The sequence below is a fragment of the Neobacillus sp. NPDC093182 genome, from assembly GCF_044754045.1.
The window spans coordinates 208985-226232 of record NZ_JBIVOI010000011.1 but is presented as its reverse complement, the minus strand read 5'-3'; the positions used below and the strand labels follow the sequence as shown (position 1 = coordinate 226232).

17 protein-coding genes and 1 pseudogene are annotated in these 17248 nt (G+C 38.5%); 16 read left to right on the top strand and 2 right to left on the bottom strand.

Annotation, left to right across the window (positions count from 1 at the left end; translation table 11 throughout):
• Positions 1 to 65 precede the first annotated feature (65 nt).
• The 13 genes and pseudogenes from ACIQAA_RS20550 to ACIQAA_RS20490 all read left to right on the top strand — a co-directional run bounded on the left by ACIQAA_RS20550 (position 66) and on the right by ACIQAA_RS20490 (position 12455).
• On the top strand, positions 66 to 1724 hold the full coding sequence (locus tag ACIQAA_RS20550; protein ID WP_402622942.1) for an ABC transporter substrate-binding protein: 1659 nt from the start codon (positions 66 to 68) through the stop codon (positions 1722 to 1724).
• Positions 1725 to 1907: 183 nt separating this feature from the next.
• The gene (locus tag ACIQAA_RS20545; RefSeq protein WP_402622939.1) at positions 1908 to 2888 is read left to right on the top strand and encodes an ABC transporter permease; all 981 of its coding nucleotides are present in this window, start codon (positions 1908 to 1910) and stop codon (positions 2886 to 2888) included.
• A gap of 11 nt (positions 2889 to 2899) precedes the next feature.
• On the top strand, positions 2900 to 3829 hold the full coding sequence (locus ACIQAA_RS20540) for a carbohydrate ABC transporter permease (protein WP_402622937.1): 930 nt from the start codon (positions 2900 to 2902) through the stop codon (positions 3827 to 3829).
• 68 nt (positions 3830 to 3897) lie between these two features.
• The gene (locus tag ACIQAA_RS20535) at positions 3898 to 4887 is read left to right on the top strand and encodes an endo-1,4-beta-xylanase (protein ID WP_402622934.1); all 990 of its coding nucleotides are present in this window, start codon (positions 3898 to 3900) and stop codon (positions 4885 to 4887) included.
• Positions 4888 to 4931: 44 nt separating this feature from the next.
• Entirely contained in the window at positions 4932 to 5717 is a 786-nt protein-coding gene (locus tag ACIQAA_RS20530) for an SDR family oxidoreductase (RefSeq protein ID WP_402622931.1), read from the top strand.
• Positions 5713 to 6039, top strand: a pseudogene (locus tag ACIQAA_RS20525) (Gfo/Idh/MocA family protein); the annotation flags it as partial. The gene ACIQAA_RS20530 and the pseudogene ACIQAA_RS20525, both read left to right, overlap by 5 nt.
• A gap of 43 nt (positions 6040 to 6082) precedes the next feature.
• Positions 6083 to 6877: a Nif3-like dinuclear metal center hexameric protein gene (locus ACIQAA_RS20520; RefSeq protein ID WP_402622929.1), complete on the top strand. Its 795-nt coding sequence runs from the start codon at positions 6083 to 6085 to the stop codon at positions 6875 to 6877.
• Positions 6878 to 6917: 40 nt separating this feature from the next.
• Positions 6918 to 7973 (top strand): mannonate dehydratase, encoded by a 1056-nt coding sequence (gene uxuA, locus ACIQAA_RS20515; RefSeq protein ID WP_402622926.1) that lies wholly within the window; start codon positions 6918 to 6920, stop codon positions 7971 to 7973.
• A 70-nt stretch (positions 7974 to 8043) separates the two neighbouring features.
• Positions 8044 to 10107, top strand: coding sequence for an alpha-glucuronidase family glycosyl hydrolase (locus tag ACIQAA_RS20510; protein ID WP_402623022.1), 2064 nt, complete (start codon positions 8044 to 8046; stop codon positions 10105 to 10107).
• 95 nt (positions 10108 to 10202) lie between these two features.
• A complete protein-coding gene (locus tag ACIQAA_RS20505; protein ID WP_402622924.1) occupies positions 10203 to 10661 on the top strand; it encodes a VOC family protein in 459 nt (152 codons plus the stop codon).
• A gap of 69 nt (positions 10662 to 10730) precedes the next feature.
• Positions 10731 to 11426, top strand: a complete 696-nt coding sequence (locus ACIQAA_RS20500; protein WP_402622921.1) for an SDR family oxidoreductase — start codon at positions 10731 to 10733, stop codon at positions 11424 to 11426.
• A 25-nt stretch (positions 11427 to 11451) separates the two neighbouring features.
• On the top strand, positions 11452 to 12099 hold the full coding sequence (locus tag ACIQAA_RS20495) for a ThuA domain-containing protein (RefSeq protein WP_402622919.1): 648 nt from the start codon (positions 11452 to 11454) through the stop codon (positions 12097 to 12099).
• A gap of 86 nt (positions 12100 to 12185) precedes the next feature.
• Positions 12186 to 12455 (top strand): hypothetical protein, encoded by a 270-nt coding sequence (locus ACIQAA_RS20490; RefSeq protein ID WP_402622916.1) that lies wholly within the window; start codon positions 12186 to 12188, stop codon positions 12453 to 12455.
• A 46-nt stretch (positions 12456 to 12501) separates the two neighbouring features.
• On the opposite strand, the gene ACIQAA_RS20485 is transcribed toward ACIQAA_RS20490, so the two are convergent.
• A complete protein-coding gene (locus ACIQAA_RS20485; protein WP_402622914.1) occupies positions 12502 to 12945 on the bottom strand; it encodes a cell wall hydrolase in 444 nt (147 codons plus the stop codon).
• Between the two features lie 198 nt (positions 12946 to 13143).
• Between ACIQAA_RS20485 and ACIQAA_RS20480 the strand changes: the two genes are divergently transcribed.
• The 3 genes from ACIQAA_RS20480 (at position 13144) to rhaA (ending at position 16613) form a co-directional block, all read left to right on the top strand.
• The gene (locus tag ACIQAA_RS20480) at positions 13144 to 13752 is read left to right on the top strand and encodes a hypothetical protein (RefSeq protein ID WP_402622911.1); all 609 of its coding nucleotides are present in this window, start codon (positions 13144 to 13146) and stop codon (positions 13750 to 13752) included.
• Positions 13753 to 13919: 167 nt separating this feature from the next.
• Positions 13920 to 15338 carry a rhamnulokinase gene (rhaB, locus tag ACIQAA_RS20475; protein WP_402622908.1) on the top strand — a complete coding sequence of 473 codons (1419 nt, stop codon included), beginning with the start codon at positions 13920 to 13922 and terminating at the stop codon, positions 15336 to 15338.
• 21 nt (positions 15339 to 15359) lie between these two features.
• The gene (rhaA, locus tag ACIQAA_RS20470) at positions 15360 to 16613 is read left to right on the top strand and encodes an L-rhamnose isomerase (protein WP_402622906.1); all 1254 of its coding nucleotides are present in this window, start codon (positions 15360 to 15362) and stop codon (positions 16611 to 16613) included.
• A gap of 265 nt (positions 16614 to 16878) precedes the next feature.
• Here rhaA and ACIQAA_RS20465 read toward each other — a convergent pair whose 3' ends face one another.
• The gene (locus ACIQAA_RS20465; protein ID WP_402622903.1) at positions 16879 to 17223 is read right to left on the bottom strand and encodes a spore coat protein; all 345 of its coding nucleotides are present in this window, start codon (positions 17221 to 17223) and stop codon (positions 16879 to 16881) included.
• Positions 17224 to 17248: the final 25 nt, after the last annotated feature.

Sequence of the window (17248 nt, the reverse complement as noted above, 5' to 3'; positions counted from 1 at the left end):
ATGGTGCTGAAGACCCTTAGATTATACAATGAAAGTGCTTTCACGAATAAAAAGGGGGTTCCAAAATGGCAAAAAAGTTTCTCTCAGTACTCTTAATGCTTATCCTGTTAATCGCAGTTGCGGGCTGTGAAAAGGATAAGGAAACAAGCGGTAATGCAGACGGATCTGGTGATTCGAAAGACAAAGTAACCTTTACTTATTTTAATGCAGCTTCCCCAGGGAAAGACGGAAACACGAATGAAACGACTATAGGGAAAATTTTTGAAGATCAAACGGGAGTTAACTTCAAAACAGAGTACCTAGTTGGTGACATTAACACAAAAATTGGGACAATGATCGCAAGTGGAAAGTATCCAGATGTTCTTGTTCCGGATATTGCAATTGATAAAATACTAGACGCAGGTGCATTTATTGATCTTACAGAATTGATTGAAGAACACGGTCCTAATATAAAAAAACTATACGGACCACATTGGGAGCAAATGAAAGATAAGGACGGAAAGATTAACTTCCTTCCTTTCGCTGCTAAGCAAGGGTTTATTAAAGACCCGAATATTACACAAGGTGCCTTCTGGATTCAACGCGGCATTCTAAAAGAAGCTGGATATCCTAAAATAAAAACACTAGATGAATATTTTGCTTTACTTGAAGATTATCAAAAGAAACATCCAGAAGTAAATGGCGCTTCTACTATTGGATTTACAGCTTTAACTTATGACTGGCGCTTCTTTGCACTATCTAACGTTCCAAACCATCTAGCAGGCTACCCAAATGATGGTGAAGTGATTGTAGATATGAAGACACATAAGACAGATGTATATGCTGATAACGATATTACAAAACGTTATCTAAAAGAGTTAAATGAACTAAACAGCAAAGGTTTATTTGATAAAGAATCATTCGTTGCTAACTATGATGAATATCTTGCAAAACTAGCTTCTGGCCGCGTACTTGGATTCTTTGATTACGGCTGGCAGGTTAACCAAGCATTAGATAACCTAAAAGCCGCGGGAAATGACGATTTACGTTATATGCCGCTTCCAATCACATTTGACGGACAAAAAGATCAATATATCGATCCGCCGGCATTCATTAATAACCGTGGTATTGGTATCACAGTAAGTGCGAAAGATCCAGTCCGCATCATTAAGTACTTCGATAACATGGTTAAAGAAGAAAACCAGAAGTTAATGTTCTGGGGTATTAAAGACGAGACTTATAGTGTTGATGATAAAGGTAGATTTTTCCAAACTGAAGAACAGTATGCTAAAACAAGTGATGAAGATTTCCGTGATAAGTCCGGTTTAAACACTTTTGAGTACTACTGGCCAATGGGCGACATGCTTTATAGCGACGGAAACGCATGGGTTCCTGGAAAACAGCCTGAAGTTGCTCAAGTAGCCTACACGGATGGTGACAAAGCTATTCTTGAAGCATATGGCGTTAAAGTTTTCTCTGATTTATTTGCAGATCCAGACGACCGTCCATGGTATCCAACATGGAGTGCTGTTGTTGAACAAGGCTCTGATGCTCAAATCTTTGGTCAAAGAAAAACTGACTTAACGAAAGTTTACTTCCCTAAATTAGTTCTAGCTAAGCCGGGTGACTTTGATAAAGTTTGGGATGAATATATTAAAGAATTTAATACTTTAGACGTAAAAGCTTTAGAAGACTTAATGGATAAGGTAGTAGAGGATCGTATTAAAGCAGCTGCAAAGAAATAGTTTAGTAGAATCTTGAAAAAGCAGGCTGATATCGCCCAATTGGCTGTATCGGCCTCTTGCTTTAAAGCTTCACTATCTTGAAATCATAAGCCGCTCCCTTCTTTCGGGAGTAACTAAGGGGGCAGCTTATGATTTTAGGGTATGGCTGTTTTCTAAGATTTTTCAGAAAGAGGAGGGGTAAGAATGCAGATTGGTTCCAAAGCAGCAGTAAAAGAGGTAATAAAACCTTCAGTTTCCATCTCTACAAAAACTAAAAAATCCTTCTTACAGAGGATGATGTCACAAAAAGCATTATTGGCCATGAGTCTGCCATTCTTGGTTTGGTTAGTTATTTTTAAGTATATTCCATTGTGGGGTTGGTCAATTGCCTTTCAGGACTTTAAGCCAGCAAGAAGCTTATTTGACCAGGAGTGGATAGGATTAGAACATTTTAAGTTTTTATTCACGGACGATAATTTTTGGCGCGTGCTTCGGAATACAATCGGCATGAGCACGATTAACCTAGTATTAGGTTTTGTTACGGCTATCGGTCTTGCCCTTCTGATTAATGAAATTAGGCATATAAGGTTCAAGAAGTCAGTACAAACCATCAGCTATCTGCCGCACTTTATATCATGGGTAGTTGCCGCTAGTATTGTCTCTTACAGCCTTTCGCTCGAAAACGGAATCGTTAATATCGTATTAGTAAACTTGGGTATTATAGATGAGCCCATTCTATGGCTTGGTAAGGAAAAATGGTTCTGGGTCATCAACGGGCTGACAGAGGTTTGGAAGAATGTGGGCTGGAATACAATCATTTATTTAGCAGCTATCACCATGATTGATCCAGAACAATATGAGGCTGCTGATATTGATGGAGCATCTAGATTCCAACGGATTAGACATATTACACTCCCATCTTTAAAGCCAACGATTATCATCTTGCTCATCATGAACTTAGGCTACATTTTAGAATCAGGCTTTGAAGCACAGTATTTATTAGGAAATCCTATGAATCTAGCTTACTCAGAAAACCTTGATATTTATGTATTAAAATACGGTATGTCAATGGGGAACTTCTCACTTGCAACCGCTGCCGGTATCTTTAAAACCGTAGTGAGTTTCATCTTCTTATTTACCGCAAACCATATTGCCAAACGATTTGGTCAGCCAAGGCTTTTCTAAGGGGGAACTATATGACACAGAGACGATTTTTCAAAGCTACTCGACATCACTCCGGTGTAGGCGATTATTTATTTGATATTTTCAATTATACTTTTTTAGTTTTGCTTTGCGTGGTCATGTTATATCCATTTCTTAATCAGCTGGCTGTTTCTTTCAATGAAGCTAGTGATTCGTTACGGGGAGGAATTTACCTCTGGCCGCGAGAATTTACTTGGGCAAATTATGAACACGTTTTTGGTGAAGCAAGTATCGTAAATTCTTTCTTCATTTCTGTTCTAAGAACGATTATTGGTACACTAACATCCGTTTTGGGTACGGCAATGGTGGCTTATACAATCAGCCGAAAGGATTTCGTACTGAAGAAATTTGTGACAATCGCATTCGTTCTAACGATGTATTTTAACGGTGGATTGATTCCGAACTATCTATTAGTGAAAGAATTAAGTTTACTAGATAGTTTTTGGGTTTACATTGTTCCAGGGATCATTGGAGTATTTAATTTAATCGTGATTCGTTCCTTTATTGAAGGAATCCCAGAAAGTTTATTTGAATCTGCAAAAATTGATGGAGCAGGGGATTTTACCATTTTCATCAAGGTTGTCCTGCCATTGTCCCTGCCGGTATTAGCGACTGTATCATTGTTTGTCGCGGTTTACCAATGGAATTCTTGGTTTGATGTGTTCTTATACAATTCATCAAGCGCAAACTTATCTACCCTTCAATATGAGTTAATGAAGATACTGCAGAATTCAAACGCATCGATGTCTGGAAAAACCGCTGCAGACGCGTTTGCAAATGCCAATGCAAGTGCCAACATGGTTTCACCAACATCCATCAGGGCTACGATGACCATCGTAGCAAGTCTGCCAATCATCATGGTGTACCCATTCCTGCAAAAATATTTTGTTAAAGGATTAACTTTAGGCGGAGTAAAAGGTTGAAAAAAGAATCAGATGAGTTCTCTCATCTGATTTTTTAATAAAATCATGGTGTTAAGGAGAGATAAATAATGGTGAAAACGACGGTAGAAGTTCCTTCTTTATCAAAAGTGTATGAAGAATTTTTTAATATTGGTGCAGCGGTTAATTTAACAACGATTGAGTCACAAAAGGATTTATTAAGAAAACATTTTAATAGTATTACAGCCGAAAATGATATGAAATTCATCGAAAAACAGCCTGCTGAGGGACAGTACACGTTTGAAAAAGCCGATCAATTGGCTGCCTTTGCTAAGGAAAATGGAATGAAGATGCGCGGACATACATTAGTCTGGCATAATCAGACGCCTGACTGGGTATTTGAAGACGCTGATAGAGAAACGCTTCTACAACGTATGAAGCATCATATTACGACAGTGATGAAAAGATATAAAGGGACGATTTTCTGCTGGGATGTGGTAAACGAAGCGGTAACCGATGAGGGTCCAGAATTACTTCGTCCTACAAAATGGTTAGAAATAATCGGAGAGGATTATATCGAAAAAGCATTTGAATTCGCACATGAGGCTGACCCAGACGCCCTGCTTTTTTACAATGACTATAATGAATCCAATCCGGAAAAACGCGAAAAAATCTATAAGCTTGTGAAATCATTGGTTGATAAGGGTATTCCTATTCACGGAGTTGGCCTCCAAGCGCATTGGAATCTAGTCAATCCAAGTCTAGAAGATATTCGTACAGCGATTGAACGATATGTATCTCTTGGTTTGAAGCTGCACCTGACAGAATTGGATGTATCTGTCTTCAACTTTGAAGATAAGCGGACTGACCTTACGGAACCAACCCATGAAATGTTAGAGTTGCAGGCTGAAAGATACCACCAAGTATTTCAATTGCTTCGACAATATCGAAATCACATTACTTCTGTAACCTTTTGGGGCGCAGCCGATGATTATACATGGTTAAGTGATTTTCCTGTCAGAGGCAGAAAAAATTGGCCGTTTCTGTTTGACGAAAATCACCAGCCAAAAGAATCTTTTTGGAAGGTTGTCCACTATTAGACATAGATTAGTAGAGAAGTCAGGTAGGAAGAGAGAATAATTAGATGTTACCTTTGAATCCCCATCTACAGGGAAAAGTAGCCGTCGTAACAGGCGGCGGTGGTGTTTTATGCGGATGTATGGCTAGAGAATTGGCAAGACAGCGAATGAAAGTAGCTATTTTAAATCGGAACTATGGGAAGGCAGTAAAGGTTGTTGATGACATCAAGGGTGCTGGTGGTGAGGCAATCTCCATTGAATGTGATGTCCTAAGTGTTGAAAGTGTGAAACGAGCAGAGGAAGTCGTTACTGCAGAATTTGGTATTTGTGATGTCCTTATCAATGGTGCAGGAGGCAATCATCCTAAAGGAATTACCACAAAAGAAATCTTTGAAAAAAATGATTTGAACCGGGATGATTTAACAACCTTTTTTGATCTAACGCCCGAAGGTTTTGGATACGTCTTCAATTTAAATTTCATTGGAACCCTGATTCCTGTCCAAATTTTTGCCAAAAAAATGATAGAAAACCAAGGGACCATTATTAATATTTCATCGATGAGTGCTCCGAGCCCGATGACGAAAGTGCCTGCTTATAGTGCAGCGAAATCAGCGATTGAGAACTTAACAAAATGGCTGTCCGTACATTTTGCTGAAGCTGGACTACGGGTTAATACGATTGCACCAGGCTTTTTCTTGACTGAACAGAACCGCGCTCTTTTAACAAATCCAGATGGCACCAATACAGACAGAACAAACAAAATTCTTGCAGGTACGCCAATGAGACGGTTAGGAAAGCCAAAGGATTTACTTGGTACCTTATTATGGCTTGCTGATAAGGAAGCCACCTGACGGGCTCGGTACTTGGGGCGATGGCAGGGTCACGATCCTAGGAACAGAAGGCTATATCGAAGTACGTAAGTATGTCGATATTGCGAGAGATAGCCGCAGAGATCACTTGTATTTGGTGAATCATCAAGGGGAAAAACATTATCAATTATCCGGTAAAGTGGGTTGTCCATTTTTTGGAGAATTTATTCTGGACTGCTTAAATGGAACAGAAAACGCGATGACCCAGGAGCATACTTTTAGAGCTGCCGAATTATCTATTGAAGCACAAGAAAAGGCAATATGGATAGAAACAGCAGACCAGCCAGAAGTATCAGCTAAATAATAGGTGTTTTATTAACGCCTTTCCCATGAAAGGGTGAAAAACAATGCCAATTACTGTACAAGATGTCCTTGATAAATTAATGGAACCGGTAGAGCACATTCAAAATACGGTGGATACCCTTAAGGCAGGTGACCCGGCAGCTGAAGTGAAGGGGATAGCCACAGCCTTTATGGCTACACACAAGGTAATTGAACAAACCATCGCCTTGGGTGCAAGCTTGTTGATTACCCATGAAGGTATATACTTCAGTCATCATGATGATAGCGAATCCTTGGAGAAGGATCCTGTATATAATAACAAACGCAAGTTGATTATGGAATCAGGTCTTGCAATCTATCGTTTCCATGATTATTGGCACCGGTATAAGCCGGATGGAATTATCGCAGGTTTAATACAGGCCCTCGACTGGCAATCTTATATCGTAGAAAATCAGCCTGCTGCGACGATTCTAAGTATTCCTCCCATGCCATTAGCAGATATATCAGATCATATAAAGCGAAGATTAGGGATCCCGTATTTACGTTTTGCCGGAGATTTGGCGATGAAATGTACGCGCATCGGGCTTTTAGCTGGTTATAGAGGCGGAGGAAGTTTATGCATCCCCCTTTTTGAACAGGAAAGTTTGGATCTGATTATATATGGAGAAGGTGCAGAATGGGAAACTCCTGAATATGTGAGAGATGCCAATGATCAAGGAAAGAAAAGAAACCTGATTGTTCTTGGGCATGCGGAAAGTGAAGAACCTGGAATGAGTTATTTAGCACAATGTCTGCAAAAAATGTTTCCGAGTATTCCAACCTATTATATTCCGGCCGGGCAAGCCTTACAAGTTATATAAATGGTAATACGTTAATGAAATGGATAGGCGGTGTTAAAGGATGAGAATGGGGTTTCGCTGGTATGGGGAAGGAAATGATTCGGTAAGTTTAAAGCATATTAAACAAATTCCCGGTGTGGAAACCATTGTTTGGGCCCTTCATGATATTACGGCTGGAGAAGAATGGCCGATGGCAAAAATTCTAGAAGCAAAGCAGCAAGCTGAGCATTATGGTTTTAACATTGATGTTGTTGAAAGTGTAAATGTGCACGAAGACATTAAACTTGGGCTTCCCTCAAGAGATCGATATATAGAGAACTATAAGAGAACCATAGAAAAACTGGCAAAAGCAGGCGTCAAAGTTATCTGTTATAACTTTATGCCTGTATTTGACTGGATCCGGACTGATTTATATAAAGGACTTGAAGATGGTTCCACAGCCTTGTTTTATGAAAAATCTAAGGTCGATAATATTGATCCAATTGAGTTAGTTAATAAGATTGCGAATAATCCTGACTATACCATGCCAGGCTGGGAGCCTGAGCGGCTAGAAAATCTTACAAAACTGTTTGATGCTTATAAGGGTGTAACAGAAGAAGATTTATTTCAACATTTGCGCTATTTCCTAGAAGCGATAATTCCAGTATGTGAAGAGAATGACATTAAAATGGCCATTCATCCTGATGATCCGCCGTGGCCTATATTTGGATTACCTCGTATTATTACCAATCGAGCGAATATTAGACGAGTGTTAAAGCTTGTTGATAGTCCTAATAATGGGGTAACGCTTTGCAGCGGTTCCTTAGGTTCAAATCCAAGTAACAATCTGGTCGATATGGTCAAAGAATTTGCCGAACGTACTCCATTTGCCCATGTTCGAAATATAAAAGTCTATGAAAATGGTGATTTTATTGAGACCTCTCACCGGGGACAGGATGGGACAGTTGATGTTGCTGGTATCATGAAAACGTATCATGAAAATGGATTTAAGGGCTATATAAGACCGGATCACGGAAGACATATTTGGGACGAAAAATGCCGGCCAGGATACGGCTTATATGACCGGGCCCTTGGGATTATGTATCTTTTAGGTATTTGGGATTCATTAAATAGGTAAGATTGCACTCAATAATCATTGAGGAGGATAAATATTGAAAAGCGCTTTTGAAAATATCTCAAAGAATAGTATGGATTTATACAAGACAGCGCATAAAGAAAGTTATTCTGCGTGGCTGCAATATACAAAGATTGAAGATCGAGCAATAGCAGAGGATTATGCTCAATGGTGCAGAAACCTTACAGTTTTAGGAGACTCTATCGTGATGGAATCTGCTAAGAGCGAATTTGTCAAGGGAATTTCTTCTATGTTAGGGGTTATGCCAGAATCTTGCTCAGAACTGCAGCAATCTGGTCTGGTGTTAGCTGTTAAGGATTCTATTGGTGATTTAATAGAGATGGATTTTAATTGCTTAAATGAAGATGGATACGCCATTAAGACCGTTACTTCTGGTCAAAATAATACTATTTTTATAGTAGGCAAAAAGGATAAAGGTGTTTTATATGGTACTTTTCACTTGTTACGCCTCATGCAAAATAGGGAGCATTTCCAACAGATCGATATCGTTGAAAACCCTAAAATTCAATTACGTATGCTTAATCAGTGGGATAATATGGATGGCAGTATTGAACGAGGTTATGCAGGAAACTCAATTTTCTTTAAGGATAACCAATTTACTCAAGAGCTTAATAGAATTGAAGATTATGCAAGACTGCTTGCTTCAGTGGGAATTAATGGAATCGCCATTAACAACGTTAACGTACACCAAGTTGAGACGAATTTAATTACATGCACCATGCTGCCTAAAGTGGCAGAAGTTGCCGGCATTTTTAGAGCTTATGGAATCACCACATTCCTAAGTGTGAACTATGCAAGTACAATCCAAATTGGAAATTTATCTACAGCCGATCCACTGGACCCTGAGGTTAGACAATGGTGGAAAGAGAAGACAGAAGAGATTTACAACTATATTCCAGACTTCGGCGGATTCCTGGTAAAAGCTGATTCAGAACACCGCCCTGGACCATTTACATATGGACGCAATCATGCAGATGGTGCAAATATGCTCGCAGAAGCACTACAGCCTTTTAATGGCATTGTTCTTTGGAGATGTTTCGTCTATAACTGTCTCCAAGATTGGCGTGACCGCTCTACAGATCGCGCAAGAGCTGCCTACGACCATTTTAAACCGTTAAACGGGTTGTTCCATTCCAATGTTATTTTACAGATTAAGAATGGTCCAATGGATTTCCAAGTTCGTGAAGGTGTCTCGCCATTATTTGGTGCAATGGAAAAAACGAATCAAATGTTGGAATTTCAGGTGACTCAAGAATATACAGGACAACAAAGACATCTTTGTTACCTCGTTCCACAATGGAAGGAAATCCTCGATTTTGATACGTTTGCAAAAGGAAAGGGCTCAGAGGTAAAAAAGGTTGTAGATGGCTCACTATTCCAAAATAGGTATAGCGGAATTACTGCCGTTTCTAATATTGGAAGTGATTATAATTGGACCGGACATACGCTGGCACAAGCTAATCTGTACGGCTTTGGACGCTTGACATGGAACCCAGACCTTTCAGCTGAAAAAATTACGGATGAATGGATTGGTCAAACCTTTGGTGATGATCAATTGGTTAAAGAGCTGGTAAGCAAGATGCTGTTAAAATCATGGAGTATCTATGAAAAATATACGTCACCACTAGGTGTGGGCTGGATGGTTAACCCAAATCATCATTATGGACCAAATGTCGATGGGTATGAATATTCCGTTTGGGGAACGTACCATTTTGCAGATTGGGAAGGAATTGGAGTGGACAGGACTGTAAAAACAGGAACGGGATACACCTCTCAATATTTTAAAGAAAATGCTGATATGTATGAAAGCCTTGAAACATGCCCGGATGAACTGTTGTTATTTTTCCATCATGTCCCTTACACACATAAGCTAAAATCAGGAGTCACTGTGATTCAACATATTTACAATACTCACTTTGAAGGGGTAGAAGAGGCTGAGGAATTAGTTGAAACTTGGTCACAGCTTAAGGATAGGATTGATCAAGAGCGGTTTGATGATATCTTAAACAGATTACAAGAACAAGCAAACCATTCTAAAGAATGGCGGGATATTATTAATACTTATTTTTATAGAAAATCAGGAATCAAAGATGATCTAAAAAGAAAAATCTATTAATAATCCCGTTTGATAGATGTAAGGAGGAGCAGTTTAGTCACTAATCGTTAATCCTTTACCTATCGTGAACGTAAATAATAGGAGGTTTCAGTCAAATGACGGAAAATAATGCTCTTGGAACAAACGTGATTGCTCAAATTGGTATTCTTGTTAACGATATTGAAAAAACAAGCCAGAACTATGCTGATTTCTTTGGGATCGAAAAACCCGAGTGGAGTTTAACGGATACATTGGAGCGTGCAAATACAGAGTTTGAGGGGAACCCAACTGAGGCACGCGCAAAACTAGCATTCTTTGATATGGGCTCTCTTCAATTAGAATTAATCGAACCGGATCAAAATCCAAGTACTTGGCGGAAGCATTTGGATGAACACGGCGAAGGCCCTCACCATATTGCTTTTTTCATAGAAGGAATGAAAGAAAAAATTGCCATAATGGAAAGTAAGCAAATGCCGTTACTTCAAAAAGGGGAATATACCGGTGGAAGATATGCGTACATGGACACATTCAAAGACCTAAAAATTATCATGGAATTGTTGGAAAACGATCGATAAAAAGGTTTTGGAGGAGATACTAGTATGGTACTCCTCTCCTTTTATATTAATAATAGGAGGGATAAAAGAATGCGGATTTTGATAACGGGGGCAAATAGAGGTCTAGGTTTAGCATTATCACAAGTAGGGGCAGAAAGAGGCCACCAAATTCTAGCTGGAGTCAGAAATCTCCAAAAAAGCACAGAAAAGTTAATACAATCTGAAATGTATAAATCAATATCACTGCTGCCTTTAGATGTAACAGATGAAGAATCAGTTTCTTCTGCCGCTAATGCAGTGAAAGAAAACTTTGGAACCATTGATGTAATCATTAATAATGCAGGGGTTTTGTTAGAACGTGATAAACAGATTGAGGAATTGGATCTAGACCAAGTGAAAGTAACGTTCGATGTCAATTTCTTTGGTCCGATTAGAGTGGTAAAACATTTCCTTCCTCTTTTAATGATGGGTGATCGTGCATCGATCATCAATATTTCCTCTGAAGCCGGAAGTATGTCTAATGCTTATGCTGGTGACTATGCGTATGCTTCTTCTAAAACAGCTTTGAACATGTTCACACAGCAATTAAATCAGTATGTAAAAAGTAAGAAAATAAACGTTTATTCTATACATCCCGGGTGGATAAAGACAGATATGGGCGGCGGTCGTGCACCAGGGGACCCGATTGATACGGCCAAAGGTATATTTGATATAATTGAAGGAAAACGAGAGATTGACGGTGAAAATGTTTTTATCACCTATGAAGGGCAGCCAATGCCATTATAACGAAGATAAAAGAGGGGTGAATGAATTGATTAGATTGGTAGCCGTGCTTGGGGATTATTATCATTCGCACGAATGGGCGAAACAAGCCCTTGAAACTGCTTTGAACGATGGTAGGCAAGATGTGCAAATTGACTATTGCCATCCTGACCAATTACCAGAAGTACTTAGGACTAAGCCAGATGCGGTGATTCTTTTTAAAGAAAATAGATACAATCCTTTGGACGAAAACACAGAGACATGGATGACAGAAGAACTCTCGATAGTAATTACAAATTATGTAAATAATGGCGGGAGCTGGCTTGCGTGGCATTCTGGCTTAGCGTCATATCCTGTTGAAGGATCTTACGTAAAAATGTTAAATGGGTCTTTTTTGTATCACCCTGAAAAGCAACAGATTGTCCAATACAAAGCTTCCGAAGGGAACGCTGTGGTTCCAAGTTCTACCTCATTTGAAATTGTTGATGAACATTATTTTGTTCGTTGCGATAAGGAAAATACAAATGTATTTCTCATCTCTGAGTCTACTGATGGCAAATCTGAGGCAGGCTGGTTTCACCGTTATGGAGAGGGAAAAGTATGTTGTTTAACACCTGCCCATAATAAAGACGGACTATTGAACGAGAATTTTTTGAATGTCTTAAGAAACTGTGTAAACTGGCTAATTTTGAGATAAAAATGTGGAATTCAGTACTCTTCTATTCTGTATTAGTCCCAAAATTTGGGGAAACTAATATATAAAACTGTGAGGAGTGAAACGGGATGTTCATGCAAGGATCGATTATAGCAGGGGAGTTTGATTCATCTTTAAATGAATTCGCTTTACAACAAGTGAAATATTTCGAAACAGTATCCATTCTTAATGAAAACCAATTGAACCAAATCTACGATTACCTTAAAAGAAACCAACACCAAGAGGATGGACAAATTATTACCCTAAACGATCAAATGCCGATAAGATTATCTCAAGAAGAAATTAACCAGTTTATAGTTGATTTAGAAAAAGTTAAGTCTATGTACTTCAATAACTGACTTATGATTTCTCTATAACAGTAAAAAGCTTACTCAATGAGTAAGCTTAAGCTCCCGTATAAACACTCTCGCATGTTCCGGCTTTTGGTTCATAATAACAATGCTGTTTATATTGACCAGATTGTGGTTGATCGTACCATGTCGGCGGGCATGGAGCATACGGATTAAAATACCAAAGGGAAAATTTTGATGGGTGTTCTCTCCAATACTCCAAATTCTGTCTTGCTAATCTTTTTTCAGCTGATCTCGCTCTTTGATAAAATACATTCCCTTTTTGAACAGCTTCAAAAGAAAAATTTCCTCCTTGTACTTGAAAAATGGCATCGTTAACGTTTCTTAAATCTTTAAAGTCTAAACAATCTGCTTTTACACGATTAACAATGACATTTCCAACCATTAACATTCCCAGTTTCCCTTCACCCTCGGCTTCTGCTCTCATCATCCTTGCCATTAAGTCAACGTCTGAACTCCTGTAGTTTATTCTTGGCATTTTCTCACCCCAAAAATATAGTATGAAAAAAAGCCTCCATTGATGTCAGTGTTTATAAAATAAGAATGATTAGTTTTGCTGCAGCATTTGATTTTAATCGACTGGCTTATAGATATGTAAAAGAAGATAGTGGTATTATAAAAAGTAATATTAAAAATTTCTTAAAACATCATTAGTCATGGAAAGGAGAGACAATGAATGAAGCAAAACATCAAAGCCATCCTTTCACCCATGAGTCCAAAAGAAAGAGCGGCTTATATCTGGGACTATTACAAGTTTCATATCATCGGGACGATTGCTGCCATCATCCTATTAATCTCTTTTATTAGTAGTATCGGTGAGAAAAAAGAAGTTGTCCTAAATATGACCATTATGGGACAAGGGGTAAATACAGAAGGTGTGGTTGAATTACAAGAACAATTAACCAACAAGCTTGTACAGGACAAAGCGGATGAAGAAGTTTCTGTACAACATTTAACCTATAGTAAATCCAGCATGGACCAGGCTTCTCAAGCCGGGATACAAAAAATGTCAGCAGAAATTACGCTGGGAGCAATAGATATATTGATTGTTGAGAAAGATTTATTCGAGGAAATATCCTCCCAGTCATCTTCGCTAGTAGCATTAAATGATTTCAAGGGAATCGATAACCTGTTACCATCAGAAGAAAGAGTTTACGGTATAAGTACCTCCGATATTCCACTTCTAGCTCCACTAGAATTAGATGAAAACAAGGTATTATGTGTCCCTAGTACAACGAAAAATTTGAAGAATATCAATAAATTTTTCACATTAGTTTCTCAATAGAATCTAAAAGGAGATCCCTTCAACTTGGAAGGATCTCCTTTTTCTATATGTAGAAGTTATTAATGCAAATAAGGACAATAAATTAGTCGAATCACGTTATAGGAAAATTATATTTTTCTAGTAAGATAGAGATGTCAGTAAGCGTTTCCAATGGAAAGGTGATGTTAATGCCAAAATACAGTATAGCCGTCGACATCGGTGCATCAAGTGGAAGACTTATAGTGGGCTATCTTGAAGATGGTCTATTAAAACTAAAAGAAATTCATCGCTTTGAAAACAAAATCGTGAAAAAAGGGGATTCCTTTTGCTGGGAAGCCGATACACTTTTTCAAGAAATCAAAAATGGACTGAAAAAATGCGTGGAATTGGGCATAAAGCCTGACAGCATTGGAATTGATACATGGGCCGTTGATTTTTTGTTATTGGATGAAAATGATCAGCCGCTGACTGACGCTGTATCCTATCGTGATCCACGGACAGATGGGATGATGGAAGAGGTATTTGAGCTTTTTTCAAAAGAAAGACTTTACCTCGAAACGGGAATCCAATTCCAAAAGTTTAACACCATTTATCAACTTTATTCGATAAAGAAGAACCATCCGGAAATATTGGAAAAAGCAAAATCATTCTTGATGATTCCCGATTATTTCAATTATTTGCTAACAGGTAAAAAAGCAAATGAATACACCAATGCAACCTCTACACAGCTGGTAAATGCCTTTACAAAACACTGGGATGGGCAGATTTTAGATGTTCTCGGGATTAATAAAGAAATGTTTCAAGAAATCAAAACTCCAAAAACGATTCTTGGAACTCTTTCAAAGGAACTAGTTTCAGAGCTTGGTTTTGACCTTCAAGTGATTCTTCCAGCAACACATGATACTGGTTCAGCCGTTATTGCGGTACCAGAAGAAGATGAGTCCATTTATATCAGTTCTGGAACATGGTCACTAATCGGAGTGGAAAACTATTTTCCAATCTGCGTAACCAAAGCATTGGACTATAATTTTACCAATGAAGGCGGAATCGATTACCAATACCGCTTCTTGAAAAATATCATGGGTCTTTGGATGATCCAAGAAGTGAAGCGAAACTATAATGATGAATATTCCTTTGCACAACTTGTGGATTTAGCAAGGGAGGCAGGGGATTATAAGGCGATGGTAAATGTAAACGATGACCGTTTCCTAAAGCCTGATAATATGATTGACGCAATCATGAACTATTGTATTGAAACACAGCAGCACGTACCAAGTACTCCTGGGGAAGTGGCAAAATGTGTGTTTGATAGTTTGGCAGTAAGCTACCAAGAAGCAGTTGCAGAAATTGAAGAGATCTTCGAAAAGAAGTTTACCAAATTAAATGTTATTGGCGGCGGCTGCCAAAATGAAATGCTTAACCAGCTGATTGCTGATGTTACCAATAAAGAAGTCTATGCAGGACCAGTTGAAGCAACGGCGATTGGTAACATAGCAGCCCAATTAATGGCTCTTGGAGAAATCAATGATATTAAAGATGCACGTTCGATTATTAAAGATTCGTTTGAAGTAAAAAAATATCTGCCAGCTCAGCCTGTAATCAGCTAAATAAAGGAAGGAAGAATAAACATGTCAATTAAAGAAAATTTTGAACTTGCGAAACAAGCCTATGCTAAATGGGGAGTAGACGTTGAAGAAGTAGTAGAAAAGCTAAAAAACGTACCGATTTCGATTCATTGCTGGCAGGGTGATGATGTTGCTGGATTCGAAGTAAACCAAAACGAATTATCTGGCGGTATTGATGTGACTGGAAATTATCCTGGTAAAGCAACAACAGCGGAAGAATTAAGAAGTGATTTAGAAAAGGCTTTATCTTTAATCCCAGGAAAGCACCGTGTTAATTTACATGCGATTTATGCAGAAACCAACGGAGAAGTAGTGGAAAGAGACCAGCTTGAACCGAAACATTTTGAAAACTGGGTAAAGTGGGCAAAGGAAAATGGACTAGGATTGGATTATAATCCCACATTATTCTCACACCCAAAAGCAGATGATGGTTTAACACTTTCTCATCCGAACGAAGAAATCCGTGAATTCTGGATTAATCACTGTATTGGCAGCCGTAAAATTGGAGAGTATTTCGGAAGAGAGCTCGGGACACCAGCATTAACAAACATTTGGATTCCAGATGGCTATAAAGATATCCCAAGTGACCGCCTTACTCCAAGAAAAAGATTAAAAGAATCATTGGATAAAATCTTTGCAGTCGAAACGGATGAAAGATATAACCTTGACGCTGTTGAAAGTAAAGTATTTGGTATTGGTTCTGAATCCTATGTAGTCGGTTCTCATGAATTTTATCTAAACTATGCGATGAAAAATAATAAGCTATGTTTACTAGATACAGGCCACTACCATCCGACCGAAACAGTTTCTAACAAGATTTCATCAATGCTTTTATTTAGCGAAAAACTTGCGCTGCATGTTTCTAGACCTGTTCGCTGGGACAGTGACCATGTTGTTATTCTTGACGATGAATTAAGAGAAATCGCATTAGAAATCGTTCGTAACGATGCCTTAGACCGTGTTATCATCGGATTAGATTTCTTTGACGCAAGTATTAACCGTGTTGCTGCTTGGACAATTGGTACCCGTAATATGATTAAAGCGCTGCTTTATGCAATGTTAGTACCAAATGAGTATTTAAAGCAGCTTCAAGAAGAAGGTAACTATACAGAAAGACTAGCTCTAATGGAAGAATTCAAGACCTATCCTTTCGGTGCAGTTTGGGATTACTACTGTGAGAAAATGGGCGTTCCAGTAAGAGAATCATGGCTAGAGGAAGTTAAATCCTATGAAGTAGAGGTACTATCAAAGCGGTAATATAATAATGTAAAAAAACAGACCCTTTAGCACTGTACCTACTAATGTCGGATGTATTCTAACAAGTAGGGCAGTTCAAATAGGATCTGTTTTTTTATTTTTTAAAGACGGTCATCTTCCCAGGCTCTATCATAGTCTTTTATATTGACATTTTCAGGTCTATTAAGGCTTTCTGTAGATCTATTTGTTTTATTAGATTTCATAAGCCTGGTTACTTTAACTCTCTCGTCCTTTTTCAAAATCGCATCACCCCCAAAGAATAACGTTAATATGGAAATTGCGAAGAATAGTTATTGAATTGTTGATAAGCTTGATCTAACTTTTGCTGTTCCTCAGCCTCTAATTTGTACCATCCATGCTGGAACATGAGGTTATAAAGTTCCCGGCAGCTTTGATGTGTTTCAGTCAGAATTTGCAAGACATCCGTATAAAGCTGTTCGTGACTCGCTTCCCTTACTGCAATATTGAGGCTGTCGGTTAAATATTTACATGTGCTAAGTGCGTCATTAAGAAAATCACGATCGTTCATGTCGGGAGTTTTAACTTTAGGTAATTCTCCTGTCTGCGGGTTCGCAATTTTGTTGCTGTTTTGACTCTGCTGATTTGACATTACTCTTCCTCCGTTCATTAATAAT

Coding starts and splice junctions, on each gene's coding strand:
- ACIQAA_RS20530 (WP_402622931.1), top strand. CDS start 4,932: ATGTTACCTTTGAATCCCCATCTACAGGGAAAAGTAGCCGTCGTAACA.
- ACIQAA_RS20510 (WP_402623022.1), top strand. CDS start 8,044: ATGGATTTATACAAGACAGCGCATAAAGAAAGTTATTCTGCGTGGCTG.
- ACIQAA_RS20490 (WP_402622916.1), top strand. CDS start 12,186: ATGTTCATGCAAGGATCGATTATAGCAGGGGAGTTTGATTCATCTTTA.
- ACIQAA_RS20550 (WP_402622942.1), top strand. CDS start 66: ATGGCAAAAAAGTTTCTCTCAGTACTCTTAATGCTTATCCTGTTAATC.
- uxuA (WP_402622926.1), top strand. CDS start 6,918: ATGAGAATGGGGTTTCGCTGGTATGGGGAAGGAAATGATTCGGTAAGT.
- ACIQAA_RS20465 (WP_402622903.1), bottom strand. CDS start 17,223: ATGTCAAATCAGCAGAGTCAAAACAGCAACAAAATTGCGAACCCGCAG.
- ACIQAA_RS20505 (WP_402622924.1), top strand. CDS start 10,203: ATGACGGAAAATAATGCTCTTGGAACAAACGTGATTGCTCAAATTGGT.
- ACIQAA_RS20500 (WP_402622921.1), top strand. CDS start 10,731: ATGCGGATTTTGATAACGGGGGCAAATAGAGGTCTAGGTTTAGCATTA.
- ACIQAA_RS20535 (WP_402622934.1), top strand. CDS start 3,898: ATGGTGAAAACGACGGTAGAAGTTCCTTCTTTATCAAAAGTGTATGAA.
- rhaB (WP_402622908.1), top strand. CDS start 13,920: ATGCCAAAATACAGTATAGCCGTCGACATCGGTGCATCAAGTGGAAGA.
- ACIQAA_RS20520 (WP_402622929.1), top strand. CDS start 6,083: ATGCCAATTACTGTACAAGATGTCCTTGATAAATTAATGGAACCGGTA.
- ACIQAA_RS20480 (WP_402622911.1), top strand. CDS start 13,144: ATGAAGCAAAACATCAAAGCCATCCTTTCACCCATGAGTCCAAAAGAA.
- rhaA (WP_402622906.1), top strand. CDS start 15,360: ATGTCAATTAAAGAAAATTTTGAACTTGCGAAACAAGCCTATGCTAAA.
- ACIQAA_RS20545 (WP_402622939.1), top strand. CDS start 1,908: ATGCAGATTGGTTCCAAAGCAGCAGTAAAAGAGGTAATAAAACCTTCA.
- ACIQAA_RS20485 (WP_402622914.1), bottom strand. CDS start 12,945: ATGCCAAGAATAAACTACAGGAGTTCAGACGTTGACTTAATGGCAAGG.
- ACIQAA_RS20540 (WP_402622937.1), top strand. CDS start 2,900: ATGACACAGAGACGATTTTTCAAAGCTACTCGACATCACTCCGGTGTA.